This window comes from Leifsonia lichenia (assembly GCF_054780215.1).
In genome coordinates, this window is sequence record NZ_BAAGWT010000002.1 from 750156 (window position 1) to 774408 (window position 24253).

Genomic DNA, 24253 nt, shown 5'->3' on the forward strand with positions numbered 1-24253 from the left:
ATGACTGATCCTGCGGCCCTGGCACCCGCTCTCGCGGAGATCCGCGACGACTTCCTGGCGCTCGAGCAGCCCGACAGACTTCAGCTTCTGCTGGAGTTCTCCGAGGAGCTGCCGGAGCTGCCCGAGCGTTACCGCGACCATCCCGATCTGTTCGAGCGGGTCGAGGAGTGCCAGTCGCCCGTCTACATCTTCGTGGAGGTGGACGGCGCCAGCATCGTGCACCTGTACGCGACAGCTCCGCAGGAGTCGCCCACCACGCGCGGGTTCGCGTCCATCCTGGCGCAGGGTCTCGCCGGTCTCACGGCCGACGAGGTGCTGGCCGTGCCAGACGACTACCCGCAGACGCTGGGGCTCACGCAGGCGGTCTCTCCCCTGCGCATCCGGGGCATGACGGCGCTCCTCGGCCGCACCAAGCGGCAGGTGCGGGAGAAGCTGGCGGCCTAGCCGGCCGCTTCGACGGCGGACGCGTCCGGCGTGTCGGCTTCGACGTCGACGTGCTCGGCGAGCCAGTCGGCGATCGACGTCTTCCAGCGTTCCTCGTCGTAGTTCCAGAGTTTGGTGTGCAGCGCGGTCGCGAACGGCACCAGCGTGACGATGTCGCTGCGGGCCTCCGCCAGGGCACGGGATGCGGTCGACGGCACGAACCCGTCGTCGTCGCTGTGCAGGATGAGGGTGGGCAGGTTCAGGTCGGCCGCGCGGGCGACGAAGTTCATGCTGGTGAGGTCGATCGGCGCCGCCTGCCCGGTGATGGGCCCTCCCCAGGTGGACTCGATCAGGCGCAGCGCGCCCTGGGTGATCGGGTCGGGGAGGCGGAGCATCCTCGCCTGGTATTCGAGGGTGTCGATCCAGTCGATCACCGGGGACTCCAGGATGAGGCCGCGGAGCAGGTCGGTGGCGGTCGACCTGGTGACGGTCTGCAGCACGACGGCGCCGCCCATCGACCAGCCCATCAGCACGATCGACGTGGCCCCGTGGTCGGCGGCGTACCGGAGCGCGGCGTCGATGTCGTGCCACTCGGTGCCGCCGAGGCCGTAGCGGCGGTCGGCGCTGTTCGGCGCATCCCCGTCGTTGCGGTACGACGCGAGGAGCACGGTGTATCCCTGCTCGTGGAAGGTGCGGACGGCCCGCAGCCCCTCCTGCCTGGTGGCGCCCCAGCCGTGCACCTGGATCACCCAGCGACCGGCGTCCTCTCCCGGCTCAGGCGGGAACAGCCAGCCGGGCGCTTCGCCCAGCTCGGTCTCGACGGTGACGCTCTCCACCCGGTAGTCCAGCTCGGAGGGTTCGAGGTAGTAGTAGCCGCTAATGCGCCCTCGGCCGGGCCGGAGGTCGCCGAACGCGACGGACTCCAGCGTGCGCGTGACGGAGCCGTCCTCGCGGGAGATCACGCCGCCGATCTTCGCGTAGCCAGCGTCCTCGGCGAACCAGAGGCCGTAGCGGCCGGGCACGGACGAGTCGGGCGTCTCGCGCAGCGTCACCGTTCCCGCATCCAGGTCGACGGCCCGGATGCTCTGGTTCTGCGGGCGTTTGCGCACCGGCGTCACGACGGTGCGAGCCACCCTCGCCATGATCAGCACAGCAACCGCACCGGCCGCCAGGCCGAGGACACCGGCCGCGACGACGGCCGTGCGGACGGATTTCGCGAACGTCGAACGCGCCATGCCGCCAGCGTAACCCCGATGCGTTCGCGGGGTGTTCAGGACTTCCTCAGGCGGCGTGCCGTACCGTCACATGCCCCGAATGGACCATAGTGTTCCTAACGTGCCGACAACACCCTCGACCCCACGCACTCCCCCGGAGTTCGCCGCGGCATTGGAGACCATCCGTCACGCGACGTCCCGCCCGGAGCTCGTGGTCACCGAGATCCCAGCTCCCGGCCAGCTCGCGCCGCACTCCGTCGCGCTGGCGGCCGATGTGCGTCCGACCAGGCACGGCAGCGACTCCGACCTCGGCACCGGCCGATTCATCCTGCTCTACGACGAGGACGAGCCGGAGGCGTGGGGCGGCCCGTTCCGCATCGTCTGCTTCGCGCAGGCGCCGCTGGAGACCGACATCGGTCTCGATCCGTTCCTCGCCGATGTCGCCTGGTCGTGGCTGGTGGATGCACTGGATGCGCGGCACGCGAAGTACACGGCGGCCAGCGGCACCGCCACCAAGATCATCTCCACCGGCTTCGGCGAGCTCGCCGCCCAGGGCGACGGTTCGCAGATCGAGCTGCGCGCATCCTGGAGCCCGTTGGAGAGCGACATCACCGCGCACGTCGAAGGGTGGGGCGAGCTGCTGTGTATGCTCGCCGGGCTGCCTCCGACCGGAGAGGGCGTCAGCCTGCTGACGAGACGGGAGCCGCGTGGCTGACCATCACGTCATCGCGACCAGGGACGAATACCTCGACGCCGTCGAGACGATCGCGGCGGGGAACGGCCCCGTCGCCGTCGACGCCGAGCGCGCGAGCGGCTTCCGGTACTCTCAGCGGGCCTACCTCATCCAGGTCTTCCGTCGCGGGGCGGGCACCTTTCTGTTCGACCCTCCGCCGATCGGGCGCTTCGACGAGCTGAACGCCGCCATCGCCGACGAGGAGTGGGTGCTGCACGCGGCCACCCAGGACCTCACCTGCCTGCGCGAGGTGGGACTCGACCCGAAGCACGTGTTCGACACCGAACTCGCTGCGCGCCTGCTCGGGATGCCGCGGGTCGGCCTCGGCACCGTCGTGGAGGAACTGCTCGGCATCCACCTGGCCAAGGAGCACTCGGCCGCCGACTGGTCCACCAGGCCGCTGCCGGAGCCCTGGCTCGTCTACGCAGCGCTCGACGTCGAGCTGCTGCCCGACCTCCGGGACGCCATCGCCGCGCTGCTGGAGGAGCAGGGCAAGACCGGGATAGCCCAGCAGGAGTTCGCCGACGAGCTCGCCCGCGACCTCAAGGTGGTCCGCAGCGAGCCCTGGCGGCGCTTGTCGGGCATCCACTCGATCAGGGGCATCCGCAATCTCGCCGTCGCACGTGAGCTGTGGCTGAGCCGCGACGAGCTCGCCCGCACCACCGATATCGCGCCCGGCCGCCTGGTTCCGGATGCGTCGCTCACCGCCGCAGCGAAGGCCATGCCGGAGACCAAGCGCGGCCTCGCGGCGCTCCGCGAGTTCAACGGCAGAGCGAGCAGGACGGAGCTCGACCGCTGGTGGGAGGCCATCGAGGCCGGACGCACCACGGACGACCTCCCGGTGATGCGTGGCAACGGAGACACCCTTCCCCCTCCGCGCGCGTGGGCGGACAGGAACCCGGAGGCGGACGCCAGGCTCAAGGCGGCCCGCGCCGCCGTCACGGCCCTCTCCGAGGAGCTGTCGATCCCGATCGAGAACCTGCTCACGCCGGAGACGCTGCGCCGTGTCGCCTGGAATCCGCCCGCCGAGATCGACGCTGCAGCCATCGCAGCCGCCCTCGCCGAGTGGGGCGCACGACCCTGGCAGATTGAGGCAACCTCACAGTCGATCGCCCAGGCGTTTGTGGAAGCCAGCCAAAACGGCCCGGAGACCACGGAAGTGGATTCGTAGAAAGAATCAAACGATTCTTCCCCGTTCCTCCGCGTCCCTAGGATCGAATTCGACCTGATTTGGGAGGCATTGTGGCCGATAGAGCTGATGTCGTCTTCGTCGACGGAGTTCGCACTCCGTTCGGGCGAGCCGGCGAAAAAGGGCAGTACTGGAACACGCGAGCGGACGATCTGGTGGTCAAGGCCATGATCGACCTGCTGGAGCGCAACCCGAACGTGCCCAAGGACAGGATCGACGACGTGGCCATCGCCGCCACGACGCAGCAGGGCGACCAGGGCCTGACCCTCGGCCGCACCGCCGCGCTGCTCGCCGGACTGCCCAAGTCCGTGCCAGGCTTCGCCATCGACCGGATGTGCGCGGGCGCGATGACCAGCGTCACCACCCTCGGCTCCGGGATCGCGTTCGGCGCATACGACCTGGCCATCGCCGGCGGCGTCGAGCACATGGGACGCCACCCGATGGGCTTCGGCGCCGACCCGAACCCGCGCTTCCTCTCGGAGCGCCTGGTCGGCGAGGACGCCCTCAACATGGGGATGACCGCCGAGCGCATCCACGACCGGTTCCCCGCGCTCACCAAGGAGCGCTCCGACCGCTTCGCGATGCGCAGCCAGCAGAAGACCGCCGCCGCATACGCCGCTGGCAAGATCCAGCCCGACCTCGTGCCTGTCGCGATCCGTTCGGAGAGCGGCTGGGGCCTCGCCACCCAGGACGAGGGGATGCGCCCGGAGACGAACATGGAGTCGCTCGCGACCCTCCGCACCCCGTTCCGCCCGCACGGCCGCGTCAGCGCGGGCAACTCGTCGCCGCTGACCGACGGAGCGACCGCGAGCATCCTCGCGTCCGGCGACGCGGTGAAGGAGTTCGGCCTGCAGCCGAAGATGCGCATGGTGAGCTTCGCGTTCGCCGGCGTCGAGCCGGAGATCATGGGCATCGGCCCCGTGCCGTCGACCGAGAAGGCGCTCCGCAAGGCGGGCCTCACCATCGACGACATCGGCCTGTTCGAGCTGAACGAGGCGTTCGCGATCCAGGTGCTCTCGCTGCTCGACCACTTCGGCATCGACGACGAGGACCCGCGTGTCAACCAGTGGGGCGGCGCCATCGCCGTCGGCCACCCGCTCGCCGCCAGCGGCGTCCGGCTCATGATCCAGCTCGCCCGTCAGTTCGAGGAGCACCCCGAGGTCCGCTACGGGCTCACCGCGATGTGCGTCGGACTCGGCCAGGGCGGATCCGTCATCTGGGAGAACCCCCACTACAACAAGCGCGCCAAGAAGGGCTGAAACGTGACGGACTACAGCAAGATCGACTTCACCCCGCTCGTCGACCTCACCTCCGACGAGGTCGTCACCCACTCGTTCGTCAAGGACATCCCGCTGCCGAGCGGCAAGACGCTCGCACTGGTGACCCTCGACAACGGCCGCGACCACACGCGACCGAACACGATGGGCCCCGCGACCCTCCTGGAGCTCGGGAAGACCTTCGACGAGCTGACGGAGCGCGCCGGCCGCGGCGAGATCGACGCGGTCGCCGTCACGGGCAAGCCGTTCATCCTCGCCGCAGGCGCCGACCTCAGCAGGGTGGGAGACATCCCGAGCGTCGAGGTCGCGAAGCTGCTCCCCCAGCTCGGTCACTACGTGCTCGGCAAGCAGGCGACCTTCGGGGTCCCGTCGTTCGTGTTCACCAACGGCCTCGCGCTCGGCGGCGGTGTCGAGATCGGGCTGAACGCCGACTACCGCACCATCGACCGCTCCGCCGCGGCCTTCGCCCTCCCCGAGGTGTTCCTCGGCCTCATCCCCGGCTGGGGCGGCGCGTACATCCTGCCGAACCTGATCGGCATCGAGAACGCCCTCAAGGTGATCGTCGAGAACCCGCTCAAGCAGAACAGGATGCTGAAGCCGCAGGACGTCTTCGACCTCGGCATCGCCGACGCGATCTTCGACTCGGCGAACTTCCTCGAGGACTCGCTGCGCTGGGCGGACAAGGTCCTCACCGGCGAGCTCACCGTGAAGCGACCGAACGTGCCTGGCAAGGTCGAGCGCATGGTCAAGTGGGATGCGGCCATCGGCATCGCCCGCAAAATGCTGGAGAGCCGAATCGGCACCGTGCCGAAGTCGCCGTACGCGGCGCTCGACCTGCTCAAGGCGGCCAAGTCGGGCACCAAGGAGGAGGGGTTCGAGCGCGAGGACGACGTGCTCGCCGAGCTCATCTCCGGCGACCAGTTCCAGGCCAGCATCTACGCCTTCAACCTGGTGCAGAAGCGGGCCAAGCGCCCGGCAGGTGCGCCGGACAAGAAGCTCGCGAAGAAGGTCACCAAGGTCGGCGTGATCGGCGCTGGATACATGGCCAGCCAGTTCGCGCTGCTGTTCGTGCGCCGGCTGCGGGTGCCCGTGGTCATCACCGACCTCGACCAGGCGCACGTCGACAAGGGCGTGGCGTACATCCACGATGAGATCGGCAAGCTGCAGGAGAAGGGCCGCATCTCACCGGATGAGGGCAACCGCCTGCGCGCGCTGGTCACCGGCACCACCGACAAGTCCCTCTTCGCCGACGCGGACTGGGTGATCGAGGCCGTGTTCGAGGAACTGTCCGTCAAGCAGGACGTCTTCGCCGAGATCGAGCAGTACATCTCCGACGACGCCGTGCTCGCCACCAACACCTCGTCGCTGTCGGTCGAGCAGATCGGCGCGAAGCTGAAGCACCCGGAGCGCCTGGTCGGCTTCCACTTCTTCACCCCGGTCGCTGTCATGCCGCTGATCGAAGTGGTGAACACCCCGAACACGGACGAGGCGACGCTGTCGACAGCGATGGTCACGGCGGCGACGCTCAAGAAGAACGCCGTCATCACCGCCGACACTCCCGGCTTCGTGGTCAACCGCGTGCTGGCGAAGGTGCTCGGCGAGGCGATGCACGCCGTCGATGACGGCACGCCCTTCGAAACCGTCGACGAGGCGTTCGCGCCGCTCGGCCTGCCGATGCCGCCGTCCGCCCTGCTCGACCTGGTCGGGCTGAAGGTCGGCGCGCACGTGCTCGACACGCACCACGCCGCGTTCCCCGACCGGTTCTACCGCAGCGAGAACCTGCACAAGCTGGCCGAGCACGGCACGCTGCTGGAGAAGGACTCCAAGGGCAGGGTCAAGGGCATCGACAAGCAGGCGGCGAAGATCGTCTCCGGCGGGAAGAACCCGTGGACCAAGGAGCAGATCCTGCGCGGCCTCGAAGACGGCCTCGCCGACGAGATCCACCGGATGCTCGCGGACGACCACGTCGTCGCGGCGCCGGAGGACATCGACCTGTGCATGATCCTCGGCGCGGGCTTCCCGTTCCAGATGGGCGGCATCACGCCGTACCTCGACCGCGTCGGCGCCTCCGAGCGCGTGTTCGGGGACACGTTCCAGCACCCGCCGGTGAAGGGCGTGCTCTAACCCCACGAGTGGTCCCGGATTCGAGTGGTCCCGAATTGCCGCGCGCGCGTCGAGCCGCACGGCAATTCGGGACCACTCGTGGGTTAGCCGACGACCGGCTTCGCCGTTGCGGGCGCCGGCGCGAGCACCAGGTCGAGGTAGGCGCGGAGCGTGGCAGCCGCGTCGATCCGGTCCGGCGTGTATAGCCACTGGAGCTGGATGCCCTCCCAGAGCGCGATCACGGTCGCGGCGGCGACCGCCGGGTCCACGTCGTCGCGCAGGCGGCCCTGGTCGCGGAGGGCGACGAACTCTCCCTCGTACTCGGTGCGGAGCGTGTCGTAGCGGCCGAGGAAGTAGTCACGGCCAGGGTGGTCGTCGGTCACGGCCTCGGCGGAGAGCACGCTGTACAGCGCGATGACGCCGGGGATGCGCTCATTGGCAGCCGCCTGCGCCACGATGTGCCGCTCGAACGGCAGGTCGCGCGCCGAGGCGTCAAGACCGGCGCCGAGTTCGTCGCGGAGTTCCAGGACGGCGAGCAGCACGTCCTCCTTGCCGGTGAAGTAGTGCTGCAGGTTGGACAGGCTGATCCCCGCCGCCGCCGCGATCTCACGCAGGGAGCTGCCGTGGTAGCCGCGGGTGGCGAACACGCGGTACGCCTCTTCGACGATCTGACGGCGGCGCGCTGCGCTCTTGGCGTACGGTCCGCGACGGCGGGGACCGCTGATCTCGGTGTCCACGAAACCAAATTAGGTCACCCGCGCTAGTTTTGTATAGGGTCGCAGTACTCGTATTCCCACTCACAACGAAGTGAAGGACATGGCGCAACTCACACGACGAAGTCTCCTCGGCCTGGGAGCGGCGGCGGGGGTCACCGCGCTGCTCGCCGGGTGCAGCACCCCCGGCACCACCTCCGTCAACAGCAGGCCGCTCATCCAGCCGGCCGCGAGCGGCGAGAAGATCACCCTCACGTACTGGGCCTGGCTGAAAGACCTGCAGAAGGTCGCGGATGTGTGGAACGCCACGCATCCGGATGTGCAGGTCGAGGCCGTCTGGATCCCGGGCGGCAACAGCGGCGGATACCAGAAGCTGTACTCGGCCCTCGCGGCGGGCGGCGGTCCCGACCTCGCCCAGGTCGAGCTGCGCTCCGTGCCGGAGTTCATGCTCGTGAACGGTCTGGTCGACCTGGCCCGCTACGGCGCGAACGACTACGCCGACCGCTACGACCCGACGCTCTGGAAGCAGGTCAGCTACGTCGACGGCGTGTACGCCATCCCGCAGGACTCCGGACCGATGGCGTTCTACCACCGGCCGGACCTGTTCGAGAAGGTCGGCGCCTCCGCCCCGACCACCTGGGACGAGTGGATGCGCACCGGCGCCGAACTGCGCAAGGCCGGTTCCTGGATCGACACCTTCAACTACGCCGACCCGTCCTGGTTCGCTGCGGTCGCCGGTCAGGCCGGCGCATCCTGGTTCGCGGTCGACGGCGACCGCTGGACCGTGAACATGACGGACGACGCCACCCTCACCGCCGCCCGGTTCTTCGACAAGGCGATCGACGACGGCGTGATCCAGACCGCGTACGGCGCGTACACCACGCCGTGGTTCGCCGCCGCTGCCTCGGACAAGATCGCCGGTCTCACCAGCGCGAGCTGGGGCGACGCGCTGCTCGAGGGCGTCTCGGGAGGCGAGGGCAAGTGGCGGGTCGCCCCGATGGCACGGTGGGGCTCCGACGGAACGACCGGCTACGGCTCCAGCTACCTCGGCGGCTCGACCGCCGCGGTGCTCGCGAACAGCAAGCATCCGAAAGAGGCGCTGGAGTTCGCCGTCTGGATGACCACGAGCCACGAGGGCATCGACGCCATGATCGAGAACAGCGGCATCGGCTGGTCGCCCTCCGCCGACTTCATCGGCACCGCGCGGCAGAAGCCGTCGAAGTTCTTCGGCGGCCAGAACTACAACGAGGAGGTCTTCCTCCCCGCGTCTCGGCAGCAGAACCAGGACTGGTCGTGGTGGCCGCTGACACAGCAGTCGTTCAACATCCTCGCCGACGGGTTCCGCAAGAAGGCGTCCGGACTCTCGCTGGTGGACGCGATCGTGCTGAGCGAGAAGAACATCGTCACCGCGTTCCGCGACAAGGGACTCAGCATCGAGAAGGTGACCTCGTGAGGGGCGTGCGGCGCTCCTGGGCTCCGTGGGTGCTGCTCGGGCCGTTCCTCGCCCTGTTCCTGCTCACGTTCATCCTCCCGATCATCGTGGCGGTGGGCAGCAGCTTCACCAAGGTGACCAGGCAGGGCGTTTTCGGCGAGAAGGGCGTGACGAGCGAGTTCGCCTGGTTCGCCAACTACGCGCAGGCGCTCTCGAACCCGAACTTCATCGCATCCATCGGCCGGATGCTCCTGTTCGGCGTCGTTCAGGTCACGCTGATGATCGCGCTGTGCACCGTGCTCGCCCTGCTGCTCGAGTCGGCGTCCGCGCGCTGGCCGGGGATGTTCAGGGCCGTGTACTTCCTGCCGTACGGCATTCCAGGCGTGGTCGCGACCATCCTGTGGTCGTTCCTCTACGTGCCAGGGCTCAGCCCGCTGGTGGACCTCGCGGGAGCGTTCGGCCTTCAGATCGACTTCCTCGGGCCGAACACGGTGCTCTGGTCGATCGCGAACATCGTCACCTGGACGTACACCGGCTACAACATGATGATCATCATCGCTCAGCTCAAGTCGATCCCGACCGAGGTGTACGAGGCGGCGAAGGTCGACGGCGCGAGCCCCTGGCGGGTGGCGACGAGCATCCAGTTGCCGCTGATCAAACCGGCGCTGATGCTCACCACCGTGTTCTCGATCATCGGCACCCTGCAGCTCTTCGCCGAACCGCAGGTGCTGCAGACGGTCTCCCCCGCGATCGACAGCGAGTACACGCCCAACCTCAGCGCGTACACGACCGCGTTCGCGTACAACGACTACAACGTCGCAGCCGCGCAGGCTGTGCTCATCGCCCTGGTCGCGTTCCTGCTGTCGTTCGCGTTCCTGCGTCTCACGAACAGGAGAGCGAAATGACCACAACAGACACCCAGACCGGCAGCGTCGCCGCCCCCGGCACGTCCTCCATCACGGCCCAGAAGGCGCGAGGCACCGGGCCGGACCGCTCGGCAGGGCGCAGGCCGGGGATGCGCATCCTGGTCACCGGCATCCTGGTCGTGGTCGCCGTCTACTTCCTGGTGCCGGTCTACTGGGTGATCATCGCCGCCACGAAGACCACGCAGGACCTGTTCTCGACCAACGGCTTCTGGTTCGCCCCGACCTTCGCGCTCTGGCACAACCTCGGCGAGGTGCTGACCTACGACGGCGGCATCTTCGTGCGCTGGTTCGCGAACTCGGTGCTGTACGCCGGGGTCGGCGCGATCCTCGCGACCTACTTCGCCGCCGCGGGCGGGTACGCGCTGTCGAAGTACGTCTTCCGGGGGCGCGGCCTGATCTTCGGCCTGGTGCTCGGCGGCGTGCTCGTGCCAGGAACGGCGACGGCCCTGCCGCTGTTCCTGCTGTTCAGTCAGCTCGGGCTGGCGAACACGTACTGGTCGGTGCTGCTGCCGTCGCTGGTGTCGCCGTTCGGCCTGTTCCTCTGCCGGATCTACGCGGACGCCACGGTCGACACGGCCCTGATCGAGGCCGCCAGGATCGACGGGGCAGGCGAACTGCGGATCTTCCACACGGTTGGCCTGCGGATCATGGTGCCGGCGCTGGTGACCGTTTTCCTGTTCCAGCTCGTCGGCATCTGGAACAACTACTTCCTGCCGCTCGTGATGCTGTCGGACAACACTCTGTACCCGATCACCCTCGGACTCAACAACTGGCGCAGCCAGACCGACCGTCTGCCCGAGTTCTACGAGCTGACCACCGGCGGCGTGCTGCTGTCGATCATCCCCCTCGCAATCGCCATGATCGTGTTGCAGCGGTTCTGGCGCGGCGGTCTCACCGAAGGAGCCGTGAAGTAGTGCTGACACAGTCGAACCCGACCGACACGTATCTGTCCGACACCGCGCCGGGTCGTGGTGCGCGTTCCGCACCCCGGTCGTGGCTGCACACCGACGCGCCGATGCTCTCGCTCGACGGCGACTGGGCGTTCCGGCTCTCCCCCACCGCCGCCGTCTCTGAGGACGTCGCCGCCCCCGACTATGACGACACCGGCTGGGACACCCTGCCGGTGCCGTCGCACTGGGTGCTGCACGGCGACGGCGCGTACGGGCGGCCGATCTACACGAACGTGCAGTACCCGTTCCCGATCGACCCGCCGCACGTCCCGGACGACAACCCGACCGGGGACCACCGCCGCCGGTTCACCCTGCCCGACACGTTCGCCGCAGCCGACCGGGTGCTGCTGCGCTTCGACGGGGTCGAGTCGATGTACAAGGTGTGGGTCAACGGCGCCGAGGCCGGCGTTGGCGCCGGGTCGCGCCTGGCGCAGGAGTTCGACGTCACCGGCCTCGTGCATCCCGGCGAGAACCTGATCGTGGTGCGCGTGCACCAGTGGTCGGCCGCCTCCTACCTGGAAGACCAGGACCAGTGGTGGCTGCCCGGCATCTTCCGCAGCGTCACCCTGCTCGCCCGTCCCGCCGGCGGCATCGACGACGTCTGGCTGCGCACCGGCTACCGTGACGGCGCAGGGACGGTCGAGGCGGAACTGACCGCGGCGTCGTCCGCGTACCCGGTGACCCTGCGCATCCCCGAGCTGGGGGTCGAGCAGACCTGGCAGAGCGCCGCCGAGGTGACGCCGCTGACCGTGGATGCGGTGGAGCCCTGGTCGGCCGAGCTGCCACGCCTCTACGACGCGACAGTCTCCAACGCCGCGGAGAAGATCAGCCTCCGCCTCGGGTTCCGCACGGTGGAGATCGTCGGCGACCGGTTCCTGGTCAACGGCCGACGCGTCGTGTTCCACGGCATGAACCGGCACGAGACCCACCCCGTCCGCGGCCGCGTCTTCGACGAGGAGCACGCCCGCGCCGACCTCGCCAGGATGAAGCGGTTCAACGTCAACGCCATCCGCACCAGCCACTACCCACCGCACCCCCGCTTCCTCGACCTCGCCGACGAACTCGGCTTCTGGGTCATCGACGAGTGCGACCTCGAGACCCACGGCTTCGACAAGCTCGGCTGGGCGGGCAATCCGAGCGACGATCCGCGCTGGCGCGACGCATACCTCGACCGCATCCAGCGCACCGTCGAGCGCGACAAGAACCACCCCAGCATCGTGATCTGGTCGCTCGGCAACGAGTCGGGAACCGGCGCCAACCTCGCGGCCAACGCCGCCTGGGTGCACGATCGCGACCCCGGCCGCCCGGTGCACTACGAGGGCGACTACACGGGCGAGTACACCGACATCTACTCGCGCATGTACTCGTCGGTGCGCGAGACGGCCGAGATCGGCACGGACGACTCCCGCTACCCGCTCCTCGGCACGACGCCGGGTCAGGGCGCGCGTCAGCGCACGAAGCCGTTCCTGCTCTGCGAGTACGCGCACGCGATGGGCAACGGCCCTGGCGCCCTGGATGCGTATGAGCGACTGGTGCACGAGCATCCACGCCTGCACGGCGGTTTCGTCTGGGAGTGGCGGGACCACGGCATCCTCACCACCACCGACGACGGCACGCCGTACTACGCATACGGCGGCGACTTCGGCGAGGTCATCCACGACGGCAACTTCGTGATGGACGGCATGGTGCTCAGCGACGACACCCCCACCCCCGGACTCAGCGAGTACAAGGCCGTCGTGCAGCCGCTCCGGTTCGAGTTCGGCGACGGCACCGTGACCATCACCAACCTGCGCCACACGGCAGACTCCTCCGACCTGTCGTTCCGCTGGCGCGTCGAGCACGACGGGCGGCGCGTGTCGCGCGGCGAACTCGACGTCGAGCCGCTGGCCGCGGGCGCCACGGTCACGGTCGCGCTGCCGACGGCCGAGGTGGCTCCGGATGCGGAGACCTGGCTGACGATCGACGCCGTGCTGCAGTCCGGGACGGCGTGGGCGGAGGCGGGCCACGTGGTCGCGAGCGGGCAGGCGGACCTGAGCGCGCGCATCCCCCGGGCTGTCCCGCGAACCGAGTCTCCCGCTCTCGTCGCGGGCGCCCCGTCGCGGTTGACGCTCGGCCAAGCGGAATTCGAGGACGGCGTCCTGGTGTGCCTGGGCGGCCGCGAGGTCGCAGGTCCGCGCCTGGAGCTGTGGCGCGCCCCGACCGACAACGACGAAGGCGCATCCCGTGCAGAGCCGGACGAGGACGACGCGAGCATCGCGGGCGTGTCGAGCGCAGCACTCTGGCGGGCGGCCGGACTCGACCGGCTGACCCACCGCGTCGTGTCCGTCGAGCACGCCGACCGGGCGCTGCGCGTGCGCACGCGTGTGTCTGCGGCGAACTCGTCCGCCGCCGTCTGGGTGGACGCGCTGTGGACGCTCGACGCCGACGACCGGCTCACCCTGCGCACCGAGATCGCGCCGTCCACCGGCTGGGACACTGTCTGGCCGCGCATCGGCCTGCGCTTCGACCTGTCCGACGGGTCGAGCGCCGTCGACAGGGCTGAGTGGTTCGGCCGCGGCCCGCTGGAGGCGTACCCGGACAGCATGACCGCCGCCCTGGTCGGTTCGTTCGGCGCGACGGTCGACGAGCTCAACGTCGTCTACGCGCGCCCGCAAGAGACGGGACACCGGGCCGACGTCCGCACCCTCGTGCTCGGCACCGCGGACACCGACGCCCTGCGCCTCACCCTGCTCCAGGACACCGCCGGCCGCCGCCCTGGCTTCAGCCTCGCGCGGCACACGCCGCAGCAGGTCGCAGCGGCCGGTCACCCGCACGAGCTGCCGGACAGCACGACGACATACCTGTTCGTCGACGCCGCCCAGCACGGCCTCGGCTCCCGGGCGTGCGGCCCGGACGTCGCGGCAGAGCACGCGCTGCGGCCCGAGGCGCGGACCATCACGATCCGCTTCGCCTGACTCACCTCACACGAGTGGTCCCGAATTGCCGTGCGCGCAGCCTGCCGCACGGCGATTCGGGACCACTCGATGGGGTTCTAGCGGGTCAGCGGTTCAGCGGCGACATGTCGGCATACCGGTCGCCCACCGCGGGGGCGACGGCGCCGAGCCGCTCGAGCTGCTCCGGCGACAGCTCCAGCTCGTCCGCCGCCACGTTCTGCTCCAGGTTCTCCACGCGCCGGGTGCCGGGGATGGGCGCGATGTCGTCGCCCTGCGCCAGCAGCCAGGCGAGCGCCACCTGGCCGGGAGTCGCCCCGGCTTCGCGTGCCACCGCATCCACCTGCTCGACGATGCGGATGTTCGCCTCCAGGTTGTCGCCCTCGAAGCGCGGGTTGAACCGGCGGAAGTCGTCCGGCGCCAGCTCGTCGAGCGAGCGGATGGTGCCGGTGAGGAAGCCGCGGCCGAGCGGCGAGTACGGCACGAAGCCGATGCCCAGCTCGCGGACGGTCGGCAGGATCTCGGCCTCCGGGTCGCGGCTCCAGAGCGAGTACTCGGTCTGGATCGCCGTCACGGGATGCACGGCGTTGGCGCGGCGGATGGTCTCCGGCGCCGCCTCCGACAGACCGTAGTGACCGATCTTGCCCTCCTCGATCAGCTCGGCGAGAGCGCCGACCGTGTCCTCGATCGGCGTGCCGGGGTCCATCCGGTGCTGGTAGTAGAGGTCGATGTGGTCGGTCTGCAGACGCCGGAGCGACCCCTCGACCGAAAGACGCACGTTCTCCGGCGAGCCGTCGAGGCCGCGTTCGTCTTTGCTCCTGTGCAGAATCGTGCCGAACTTGGTCGCGATGACCACCTGGTCCCGTTTTCCCGCAAACGCCCTGGCGAGCAGTTCCTCGTTGGCGTACGGGCCGTAGATCTCGGCGGTGTCGAAGAACGTCACCCCCAGGTCGATGGCCCGGTGGATGGTGCGGATCGAGCCGGCGTCGTCGTCGCCGGCTCCGGTGTAGAACGCGGACATTCCCATGCAGCCGAGGCCGAGGCGCGAGACCTCGAGCTTCTCCGTGCCGAGTGTGATCTTCTTCATGCGATTACCTTCTCCTGATAGAGACCGATCTTGTGGTCGATGGCCGCCAGACTGGCCGTGACCTCCTCGAGCTGCCTCACCACGTTCATCCGGTGCACGAGCAGCAGTTCGAGCCGCTCCGCGGTGGTGTCGTCGCCGCGGCGGGCGAGCTCGGTGTACTCGCGCATCCTGGCGATGGGCATGGCGGTGAGACGCAGCTTGGTGAGGAAGACGACCCAGTTCACGTCAGCGTCGGTGTAGCGACGATGCGAGGAGGATGCCCGCCCGACGGGGGTGCGCATCAGCCCCTCGCGCTCGTAGTAGCGGAGCGTGTGGGTCGTGAGGCCCGTGCGCTCCGCGACCTCTGAGATCGAGAGCTCTGTCGCTGTATCGGTCATGATTGCCACGATAGGACTTCGAGTGCACTCCAAGTCAACCGGGAGGGCACATCCGGTGTCGGATGCTCCTGCTAACTTCGCAGAATGGCTCTCACGAAGTACTACGTCGCGTCCTCCATCGACGGTTTCATCGCAGACACGGACGACCGCATCGACTGGCTCCTGCAGTTCGGCTTCGAAGAGTTCGACGAGCACTACCAGGCCTTCCTCTCCGGCATCGGCGCCATCGTGATGGGCGCAGCCACCTACGAGTTCCTGCTCGCCGACGACACCACCGAATGGCCGTACGCTGGCATCCCGACCTGGGTCGTCACCCACCGCGTGCTCCCGACCATCCCCGGCGCCGACATCACCTACTTCGAGGGCGACCTGACGGCACTGGATGCGGAACTCCGCGAAGCGTCAGGCGACCGCGACGTGTGGGTGGTCGGCGGCGGTCAGATCGCGGCGCAGCTCGCGAACGCCGGACTGCTCGACGAACTGCACATCACCTACGTTCCGGTGCTCGTCGGCTCTGGCAAGCGACTGCTGCCGGTGGCGCAGGCGAGCAGCCCGCTGACACTCGCCGGCACCACCACGTTCCCGAGCGGGTCCGTGGAGCACGTCTACCGCATCGGCTGACGCGGCTCACGCGGCTCTGCCACCCGGACGCCGCCTACGCGGCTCTGCCTCCCTGACGCCGCTACGCGTCGAGGTGCCGTTCGCTCAGTTCGTCGGCCGGAAGCGGGCGAGCGATCGGGATGCGGCTGCCGAGCACCTGGGCCACGAGGTCGCGGGCGATCTTCTGCGCCGTGAGACCGGCATCCTCGAGGATCTGCTCACGGGTCGCGTGGTCGATGAACTCATCCGGGAGCCCCAGCTCGTCCACCGCGGTATCGATGCCCGCCTCACGCAGGCTCTGCCGCACGCGCGTGCCGATGCCGCCGACGCGGATGCCGTCCTCGATGGTCACCACGATGCGGTGCTCCGCCGCCAGCTCCAGGATGCTCGTGGCCACCGGGACCACCCAGCGCGGGTCGACCACGGTCGCCCCGATGCCCTGCGCCGCGAGCCGGTCCGCCACGGTGAGGCCCAGGTCTGCCATCGGCCCCACCGTCACGATCAGCACGTCTTTGCGGTCGGACTCGCGCAGCACATCCACGCCGTCGTCTGTGCGACGCACCGCGTCGATGTCCGGGCCGACAGAGCCCTTCGGGAACCGGAGCACCGTCGGGGCGTCGTCGACCGCGACCGCTTCGGCCAGCTCCTCGCGGAACCGTGCGCCGTCGCGCGGCGCGGCGAGCCGGATGCCCGGGACGACCTGCAGGATCGCGAGGTCCCAGATGCCGTGGTGGCTCGGGCCGTCCGGGCCCGTCACCCCTGCCCGGTCGAGCACGAACGTCACTCCGGCCTTGTGCAGGGCCACATCCATCAGCACCTGGTCGAACGCGCGGTTGATGAACGTGGCGTAGATCGCGACCACGGGATGCAGTCCCCCGAACGCGAGACCCGCGGCGCTCGTCGCCGCGTGCTGCTCGGCGATACCGACGTCGTGCACTCGCTCGGGGAAACGCTCGGCGAACCTGTGCAGGCCGGTCGGGCGGAGCATCGCGGCGGTGATGCCGACGATCTTCTCGTCCTTCTCGGCGAGCGACACGATCTCGTCGGCGAACACGCTCGTCCACGACGGCTTGCTCGAACTCTCGATCGGCTCCCCCGTCTCCGGGTCGATCTTGTTGACGGAGTGGAACTGGTCCGCCGCATCCCGGAGCGCCGGCTCATAGCCGCGGCCCTTCTGCGTGATGGCGTGCACGATCACCGGGGCGCCGTAGTTCTTGGCCTGCCGGAGCGCCTCTTCCATCGCTTCGATGTCGTGGCCGTGCACCGGCCCGATGTACTTGATGTCGAGGTTGGAGTACAGGGCCTCGTTGTTGGAGAAGCGGCTGAGGAACCCGTGCAGGCCGCCGCGGATGCCGCGGTAGAACGACTGGCCGGGCCCGCCCAGCTTGTCGAACGCTTTGCGGCTCGACAGGTAGAGGTTGCGGTAGCTGCGCCGCGTGCGCACCGTGTTGAGGAAGCGGGCCATGCCGCCGATGGTCGGCGCGTACGAACGTCCGTTGTCGTTGACGACGATGATGAGCTTGCGGGTGTTGTCGTCGCTGATGTTGTTCAGCGCCTCCCACGTCATGCCGCCGGTGAGCGCGCCGTCGCCGACCATGGCGATCACGTGCCGGTCGTCCTGCCCGGTCATCGCGAAAGCGCGCGAGATCCCGTCCGCCCAGGACAGCGAACTGGAGGCGTGCGAACTCTCCACGATGTCGTGCTCGGACTCCGACCGCTGCGGGTATCCGGCGAGCCCGCCGCGCTGCCGGAGCTGCGAGAAGTCCTGCCGCCCGGTGAGGAGCTTGTGAACGTACGACTGGTGCCCGGTGTCGAACACGATGGCGTCCCGCGGGGAGTCGAAGACCCGGTGGATGGCGATGGTCGACTCGACCACGCCGAGGTTGGGCCCGAGGTGCCCCCCGGTCTTCGCGACGTTCGCGACCAGGAACGCGCGGATCTCCCCCGCCAGCCGAACGAGCTCCTCTTCCGAGAGCTTGTCCAGATCGCGGGGACCGTGGATGGTCTCGAGGATGCTCATGCTTCGAGTCTAGGCGCGCACAAATCGAAGCTCGCTCCGAAACGGCGAATCCGGATCATCATCCGAGCACCGCCGCCGTGGCGCTCTTCCTGATCGTCGACAGCGCGAGGAACAGCGTCTGCTCGTCCAGGGGCGACGGCGAGAATCCGAAATGCCGGTAGAAGGCGACCGCTGCGTCGTCGATGGCGTGCACGAGCATGGCCCGAACGCCGACCGCCTCCGCTGCCGCAGTGACGCGAAGCACCGCATCCTGCAACAGAGAGGCGCCGAGGCCCGCCCCCTGGGAGTCACGATCCACCGCGAGCCGCCCGAGCAGGATGACCGGGATCGGCGACGGCATGTTCCGCCTCACCGAGCCGGGCGCATCCGCGAGCAGGACAGAGGACGCCGCCAGGGTGTAGAACCCGGCGACTCTCGCGCTGCCGGTGATCCGCGTGACATACGTTCGGGATGCGCCCGACACCTCGTTCCGCAGCGCGCGGTCACGGAACCACGAGTCCAGCGCGGCGTTACCGCAGGTGAAGTCGGCCAGCTCGTGCTCCGGCGTCAGGCGCGCCGGAGCGGTGAATCCACTCACGCGTTACGATCACTCACTCGTCGAAGACGGACGGCCGCTTCAGCAGCTCGACGAGCTCGGCGACGGGGCGAGCCGGCTCGTCGAGGCGGGCGGAGAACTCGGCCCACGCCTGGGGCGAGACGCCGAAGGCGGAGCGGTCGGCGAGGACCTCCTCTGCACGCTCGGTGAGCGCATCCACGGAGAATTCGGTGACATTGCGTCCCATCACTTCCGCGGCGCGCTCGATCGTCTGCTTCTGCTGCGCGGTGACGCGCACGGCAAGACGTTCCTGCTTGATGATGGTCATGACGACAGCGTACGCCCATCAGGCACACAAATGGAAGCGGCCGGTGACCATCCGGTCACCGGCCGCTCGCGTGCGTGCGCTAGACGAGGCTCCGCAGCACGTACTGCAGGATGCCACCGTTGCGGTAGTAGTCCGCCTCACCCGGGGTGTCGATGCGGACGACCGCGTCGAACTCGATGGTCTGCTTTCCGGCGGGCGAGTCGCTGCTCGGCTCGGCGACCACGTGCACCGTCTTCGGCGTCGTGCCCTGGTTCAGCTCCTCCAGCCCGGAGATCGAGACGATCTCCGTGCCGTCGAGGCCGAGCGACGCCCAGCTCTCGCCTGCGGGGAACTGCAGCGGAACCACGCCCATGCCGATCAGGTTCGACCGGTGGATGCGCTCGAAACTCTCCGTGATGACCGCGCGGACACCGAGGAGGCTCGTGCCCTTCGCCGCCCAGTCGCGGGATGAACCGGAGCCGTACTCCTTGCCGCCGAAGATGACCAGCGGGGTGCCCTGTGCCTGGTAGTTCTGCGACGCGTCGTAGATGAACGACTGCGGGCCGCCCTCCTGCGTGAAGTCGCGGGTGTATCCGCCCTCGACGCCGTCCAGGAGCTGGTTCTTCAGGCGGATGTTGGCGAAGGTTCCGCGGATCATCACCTCGTGGTTGCCTCGGCGCGAGCCGTAGGAGTTGAAGTCCTTGCGCTCGATGCCGTGCTCGTCGAGGTAGCGGCCGGCGGGGCTGTCCGCCTTGATGTTTCCGGCGGGGCTGATGTGGTCGGTGGTGACCGAGTCGCCGAGTTTCGCGAGGACGCGTGCCCCTGCGATGTCGGTGACCGGAGTGGTCTCCAGCGTCATGCCGTCGAAGTACGGGGGCTTCCGCACGTAGGTGGACTTCTCGTCCCACTCGAACACCGAGCCGGTCGGGGTCGGCAGCGACTTCCAGCGCTCGTCGCCCTCGAACACGCTCGCGTACTCGTGGGTGAACATGCCCTCGTTGATCGAGGAGTCGATGGTCTCCTGCACCTCGGCGGCGTCCGGCCAGATGTCCTTGAGGAACACGTCGTTGCCGTCCGCGTCCGTGCCGAGCGCATCCACCTCGAAGTCGAAGTTCATCGAACCGGCGAGGGCGTACGCGATGACCAGGGGCGGGCTCGCCAGGTAGTTCATCTTCACGTCGGGGTTGATGCGACCCTCGAAGTTGCGGTTTCCGGAGAGGACCGCGGTGACCGCGAGGTCGTTCTGGTTGACCGCCTGCGAGATCTCGTCGATCAGCGGGCCGGAGTTTCCGATGCAGGTGGTGCAGCCGTAGCCGACCGTGTAGAAACCGAGCTCTTCGAGGTAGCTGGTCAGACCGGCCTTCTCGTAGTAGTCGGTGACGACCTTGGAGCCGGGAGCCAGCGTGGTCTTGACCCACGGCTTGGCCTTGAGGCCCTTCTGCGCCGCGTTGCGGGCGAGGAGGCCGGCGGCGAGCATCACGGACGGGTTCGACGTGTTCGTGCACGAGGTGATCGCCGCGATGGCGACCGCGCCGTGGTCGATCGTGAACTCCGTGCCCGACTCGGCCAGCGTGACCGGCGTCGGGTTGGACGCGGTCTTGGGCGAGTGGCTGTGGTGGTGGTGCTCGTGCGTGCTGTGCGAGTCCTCCGGGCTCAGCTCGCCGGGGTCGGACGCCGGGAACGACTCCGAGATCGTCAGGTCGACGATGTCGTGCGAGATCTCCGCGTAGTCGACGAGGTCCTTTTCGAACTGCTCCTTGGCGCCGCTCAGCTCGATGCGGTCCTGCGGGCGCTTCGGCCCGGCGATCGACGGGACGACCGTCGACAGGTCGAGCTCGAGGTACTCGCTGAACACGGGCTCGACGGAGGCGTCGTGCCACAGGGTCTGCAGCTTCGAGTACTCCTCGACGAGCTTGATCTGCTCCTCGCTGCGGCCGGTGAGGCGCAGGTAGTCGAGGGTCACGTCGTCGATCGGGAACATGGCGGCCGTCGAACCGAACTCCGGGCTCATGTTTCCGATGGTGGCGCGGTTGGCGAGCGGCACCTCGGCGACGCCTGCTCCGTAGAACTCGACGAACTTGCCGACGACGCCGTGCTTGCGCAGCATCTGCGTGATGGTGAGCACCACGTCCGTCGCGGTCACGCCGGTCGGGATGGCACCGGTCAGTTTGAAGCCGACGACCTTCGGGATGAGCATGGAGACGGGCTGTCCGAGCATGGCCGCCTCTGCCTCGATGCCGCCGACGCCCCAGCCGAGCACTCCGAGGCCGTTGACCATCGTGGTGTGCGAGTCGGTGCCGACGCAGGTGTCCGGGTATGCGAGCAGTTCGCCTCCGACCTCACGGGTCATCGTGACGCGGGCCAGGTACTCGATGTTGACCTGGTGCACGATGCCGGTTCCCGGCGGGACGACCTTGAAGTCGTCGAACGCGGTCTGGCCCCAGCGCAGGAACTGGTAACGCTCGCCGTTGCGCTCGTACTCGATGTCGGTGTTGCGCTCCAGTGCGTTCTCCGTGCCGAACAGGTCGGCGATCACCGAGTGGTCGATGACCATCTCGGCCGGCGCGAGCGGGTTGATCTTCTTGGGGTCGCCGCCGAGGGCGGAGACCGCCTCGCGCATGGTGGCGAGGTCGACGATGCACGGCACGCCGGTGAAGTCCTGCATGATCACGCGCGCCGGAGTGAACTGGATCTCCGTGTCCGGCTCAGCGGCCGGGTCCCAGCCCGCGAGGGCCTGGATGTGGTCGACGGTGATGTTCGCGCCGTCCTCCGTGCGCAGCAGGTTCTCCAGCAGAACCTTGAGGCTGAACGGAAGTCTCTTGTATCCGTCGACCTTGTCGATCCGGAATACCTGGTAGTCGGTCGATCCGACCGTCAGGGTGTCTTTTGCACCGAAGCTGTTTACCGCAGACACGTTGCCCTCTCCTTCATCGGCAGGCCTGGTGACGCATGCCTTCGAATGTCCATCTTGGTTGTCCGTCGAACCGAGTTTCCAGCAAGGCAATCCTAAGTCCGCCACTGGAAAAGATATCTTGACGTCAAGATAAATCTACCACGCGTCACACGCGATCGAACACCAGGCCGCGCCGTCTGGCGAAGCGATAGAAGAGTTCGATTCCCGCCGCTCCCACCGCCCCGACCGCGATGCCCCAGGCCAGCTCCGGCGACAGCGGGACATGCATCTGGAAGAACTCCGCCGTGGCCGGGATCACGCACACCAGTACCATCGCAGCCGCGACCGCTCCGAGCAGAGCGAGCCGCGGTCCGCTGAGCGGCCGGGTGAGCACGCACAGGATCCACAGCGAGACGCAGAACAGCGCGATCGTCGTCACGCTCCTCGCCTCCCGCAGCGGGATGCTCCGATACAGCGGCAGATAGGCGATCACCGCCGTCGCCCCCGCGATCAGCCCGGTCGGGATGGAGTACCGCAGCACTCGTCGCAGCACGCCGGGCGTGTAGATGCGGGCGTTCGGCGCGAGCGCGAGGAAGAACGACGGGATGCCGATGGCGAGCGTCGACACCAGGGTCAGTTGCCGGGGAAGGAACGGGAAGGGCAGGAGCAGCACGGCGCTGACCAGTGCGAGGACGATGCCGTACACGGTCTTCGCCAGGAAGATGTTGGAGACGCGTTCGACGTTCGCGATCACCCTGCGGCCGAAGGCCAGCACGTCCGGAAGCTTGTCGAAGCGATCGTCCAGCAGCACCAGCCGGCTGACCGCCTTGGTCGCCGCTGTCGCACTGCCCATCGCGATGCCGAGGTTCGCGTCCTTGATCGCCATCGCGTCGTTCACGCCGTCGCCGGTCATCGCGACGGTCCTGCCCTGCTCGCGCAGCAGCCCGACGGCCGTTCGCTTCTGCTCCGGGCTCACCCGGCCGAAGATGTTCGCCGTGGCCAGCGCCTCGGCGAGAGCGGCGTCGTCGGCCAGGGTCGACGCATCCACTGCTTCGCCAGGGAGGTCGAGGGCGCGCGCGATGGCGGCGACGGTGATCGGGTTGTCGCCCGACATGATGACGACGCGCACCGCCTGCTCGCCGAAGTAGCCGAGTGTCTGCCTCGCCTCCGGCCGCACGGTCTCGCTCAGCACGATGAGCAGCGCAGGCAGCACCTCCCGTCCGTCGAGCGGCACGTGGGAGCCGGGCGGAAGCGGTTCGACGGAGCGGGCGAGCGCGAGCGTGCGCTGTCCCGTCGCCGCGATGGCGTTCGCCCTGGCCAACTCGTCCGGATGCGCGGCGAGCACCCTCTCCGGCGCACCGAGCAGCCACGACGACTCCTCGCCGTCGACCGCCATCACGAGGCCGCTGTACTTTGTGGCGGACGAGAACGGCACCCTCCGCAGCACCCGGAACCGGTCGGACCTGAATGCGCTCGACAGGATCCCCGACGTGGCGTTGCCTGCGTCGTCGGCGCCGAAGGCCGCGAGAGCGACCCTCGCAAGGTCATCGGGAACCGCGTCCCCCGCCGCCTCCGTCCTGTCGAACACGAGCTCGCCCGTGGTGAGCGTCCCCGTCTTGTCGAGGCAGAGCACGTCGACGCGGGCGAGCACCTCGACGGCGGCGAGCTCCTGCACGAGCACCTTGCGGGCCGCGAGCTGGATCGCCGCGACGCCGAACGCGAGGCTCGTCAGCAGCACGAGGCCCTCCGGGATCATCCCGACCACCGCGGCGACCGCATCCAGCAGCGCCCGCCGCCAGCGTGCATCCACGAACAGCTCGCTCCAGCCGCCGTACGCGAGCACCCGGCCGATGAGCGTGATCAGGATGACAGGGCCGAGGATCCAGGACAGGTACACCAGGATGCGATTGGTCGCGTCGCGCAGTTCCGAGTGCACGAGCGTGTGGCGGCGGATCTCGCTCGTCAGCTTGCTGGCGTACGAGTCGGCCCCGACCGCCGTGACGACCGCGTACCCGGTGCCGGAGGCGACATGGGACCCGGAGAGGAGCGTGGCGTCGTCGTCTTTGAACACCGGGTCGGACTCCCCCGTGAGCATCGACTCGTCCAGTGACAGCCCCGTGCTCTCCACCACACGCGCGTCGGCGGGGAGCTGGTCGCCTGGCCGCAGCACGAGCAGGTCGTCGAGCACGACGCCGTCCACCGGCACCGTGACCACGACCCCGTCGCGGCGCACCCTGCTCTCCGGTGCGGCGAGCAGCGCCGCGCGATCCAGGACGATCTTGGCGCGCACCTCCTGCACGATGCCGATCAGCGCGTTCACGACGACGACGCCGTAGAAGAAGCCGTCGCGCAGGTCGCCGAGCACGAGCACCGCCACGAAGCAGACGGTCAGGATGCCGTTGAAGAGCGTGAAGATGTTCTCGCGGAGGATGTCGCCGATGGAGCGCGAACTCGGCTGGCGCTGGGTGTTGCCGCGACCGTCCTGATGACGCTCGGCGACCTGTGCGCTGGTCAGCCCCTCCCTGGTTCGCGCATCCAGCATGG

19 protein-coding genes are annotated in these 24253 nt (G+C 68.7%); 10 read left to right on the forward strand and 9 right to left on the reverse strand.

Annotation, left to right across the window (positions count from 1 at the left end; genetic code table 11):
- Positions 1-444, forward strand: a complete 444-nt coding sequence (locus ACYVGI_RS08145) for a SufE family protein (RefSeq protein WP_460632111.1) — start codon at positions 1-3, stop codon at positions 442-444.
- Here the strand turns inward: ACYVGI_RS08145 and ACYVGI_RS08150 are convergent.
- Positions 441-1658 carry an alpha/beta hydrolase family protein gene (locus ACYVGI_RS08150; RefSeq protein ID WP_460632112.1) on the reverse strand — a complete coding sequence of 406 codons (1218 nt, stop codon included), beginning with the start codon at positions 1656-1658 and terminating at the stop codon, positions 441-443. The two genes, ACYVGI_RS08145 and ACYVGI_RS08150, sit on opposite strands and share 4 nt — an antisense overlap.
- Before the next feature lie 100 nt (positions 1659-1758).
- On the opposite strand from ACYVGI_RS08150, the gene ACYVGI_RS08155 reads away from it, so the two are divergent.
- The 4 genes from ACYVGI_RS08155 to ACYVGI_RS08170 all read left to right on the forward strand — a co-directional run bounded on the left by ACYVGI_RS08155 (position 1759) and on the right by ACYVGI_RS08170 (position 6960).
- Entirely contained in the window at positions 1759-2352 is a 594-nt protein-coding gene (locus ACYVGI_RS08155) for a DUF3000 domain-containing protein (protein WP_460632113.1), read from the forward strand.
- Positions 2345-3541 carry an HRDC domain-containing protein gene (locus tag ACYVGI_RS08160; protein ID WP_460632114.1) on the forward strand — a complete coding sequence of 399 codons (1197 nt, stop codon included), beginning with the start codon at positions 2345-2347 and terminating at the stop codon, positions 3539-3541. The genes ACYVGI_RS08155 and ACYVGI_RS08160 overlap by 8 nt, the downstream gene beginning before the upstream one ends.
- 71 nt (positions 3542-3612) lie before the next feature.
- Positions 3613-4818 (forward strand): thiolase family protein, encoded by a 1206-nt coding sequence (locus ACYVGI_RS08165; protein WP_460632115.1) that lies wholly within the window; start codon positions 3613-3615, stop codon positions 4816-4818.
- 3 nt (positions 4819-4821) lie between these two features.
- A complete protein-coding gene (locus tag ACYVGI_RS08170) occupies positions 4822-6960 on the forward strand; it encodes a 3-hydroxyacyl-CoA dehydrogenase NAD-binding domain-containing protein (protein ID WP_460632116.1) in 2139 nt (712 codons plus the stop codon).
- A gap of 83 nt (positions 6961-7043) precedes the next feature.
- On the opposite strand, the gene ACYVGI_RS08175 is transcribed toward ACYVGI_RS08170, so the two are convergent.
- A complete protein-coding gene (locus tag ACYVGI_RS08175; protein WP_460632117.1) occupies positions 7044-7676 on the reverse strand; it encodes a TetR/AcrR family transcriptional regulator in 633 nt (210 codons plus the stop codon).
- A gap of 79 nt (positions 7677-7755) precedes the next feature.
- Here ACYVGI_RS08175 and ACYVGI_RS08180 point away from each other — a divergent pair, with 79 nt between their 5' ends.
- The 4 genes from ACYVGI_RS08180 to ACYVGI_RS08195 are packed head-to-tail and all read left to right on the forward strand — an operon-like array spanning position 7756 to position 13914.
- Positions 7756-9105, forward strand: a complete 1350-nt coding sequence (locus tag ACYVGI_RS08180) for an ABC transporter substrate-binding protein (RefSeq protein WP_460632118.1) — start codon at positions 7756-7758, stop codon at positions 9103-9105.
- Positions 9102-9989 carry a carbohydrate ABC transporter permease gene (locus ACYVGI_RS08185; RefSeq protein WP_460632119.1) on the forward strand — a complete coding sequence of 296 codons (888 nt, stop codon included), beginning with the start codon at positions 9102-9104 and terminating at the stop codon, positions 9987-9989. Before ACYVGI_RS08180 ends, ACYVGI_RS08185 begins: the two co-directional genes overlap by 4 nt.
- A complete protein-coding gene (locus ACYVGI_RS08190; RefSeq protein ID WP_460632120.1) occupies positions 9986-10924 on the forward strand; it encodes a carbohydrate ABC transporter permease in 939 nt (312 codons plus the stop codon). Before ACYVGI_RS08185 ends, ACYVGI_RS08190 begins: the two co-directional genes overlap by 4 nt.
- A 2-nt stretch (positions 10925-10926) precedes the next feature.
- Positions 10927-13914: a glycoside hydrolase family 2 TIM barrel-domain containing protein gene (locus tag ACYVGI_RS08195; protein ID WP_460632422.1), complete on the forward strand. Its 2988-nt coding sequence runs from the start codon at positions 10927-10929 to the stop codon at positions 13912-13914.
- A gap of 85 nt (positions 13915-13999) precedes the next feature.
- Here the strand turns inward: ACYVGI_RS08195 and ACYVGI_RS08200 are convergent, their stop codons facing one another.
- Entirely contained in the window at positions 14000-14977 is a 978-nt protein-coding gene (locus ACYVGI_RS08200; protein ID WP_460632121.1) for an aldo/keto reductase, read from the reverse strand.
- Positions 14974-15354, reverse strand: coding sequence for a MerR family transcriptional regulator (locus ACYVGI_RS08205; RefSeq protein ID WP_460632122.1), 381 nt, complete (start codon positions 15352-15354; stop codon positions 14974-14976). The genes ACYVGI_RS08200 and ACYVGI_RS08205 overlap by 4 nt, the downstream gene beginning before the upstream one ends.
- A gap of 84 nt (positions 15355-15438) precedes the next feature.
- On the opposite strand from ACYVGI_RS08205, the gene ACYVGI_RS08210 reads away from it, so the two are divergent.
- On the forward strand, positions 15439-15975 hold the full coding sequence (locus ACYVGI_RS08210) for a dihydrofolate reductase family protein (protein WP_460632123.1): 537 nt from the start codon (positions 15439-15441) through the stop codon (positions 15973-15975).
- Positions 15976-16036: 61 nt separating this feature from the next.
- Here ACYVGI_RS08210 and dxs read toward each other — a convergent pair whose 3' ends face one another.
- The 5 genes from dxs to ACYVGI_RS08235 all read right to left on the reverse strand — a co-directional run bounded on the left by dxs (position 16037) and on the right by ACYVGI_RS08235 (position 24251).
- Positions 16037-17974, reverse strand: coding sequence for a 1-deoxy-D-xylulose-5-phosphate synthase (dxs, locus tag ACYVGI_RS08215; RefSeq protein ID WP_460632124.1), 1938 nt, complete (start codon positions 17972-17974; stop codon positions 16037-16039).
- Between the two features lie 58 nt (positions 17975-18032).
- Positions 18033-18551, reverse strand: a complete 519-nt coding sequence (locus tag ACYVGI_RS08220; protein ID WP_460632125.1) for a GNAT family N-acetyltransferase — start codon at positions 18549-18551, stop codon at positions 18033-18035.
- Positions 18552-18564: 13 nt separating this feature from the next.
- Positions 18565-18837: a type II toxin-antitoxin system TacA family antitoxin gene (locus tag ACYVGI_RS08225; RefSeq protein ID WP_460632126.1), complete on the reverse strand. Its 273-nt coding sequence runs from the start codon at positions 18835-18837 to the stop codon at positions 18565-18567.
- 79 nt (positions 18838-18916) lie between these two features.
- Positions 18917-21730 carry an aconitate hydratase AcnA gene (acnA, locus tag ACYVGI_RS08230; protein WP_460632127.1) on the reverse strand — a complete coding sequence of 938 codons (2814 nt, stop codon included), beginning with the start codon at positions 21728-21730 and terminating at the stop codon, positions 18917-18919.
- A gap of 145 nt (positions 21731-21875) precedes the next feature.
- On the reverse strand, positions 21876-24251 hold the full coding sequence (locus tag ACYVGI_RS08235; RefSeq protein WP_460632128.1) for an HAD-IC family P-type ATPase: 2376 nt from the start codon (positions 24249-24251) through the stop codon (positions 21876-21878).
- Positions 24252-24253 lie beyond the last annotated feature (2 nt).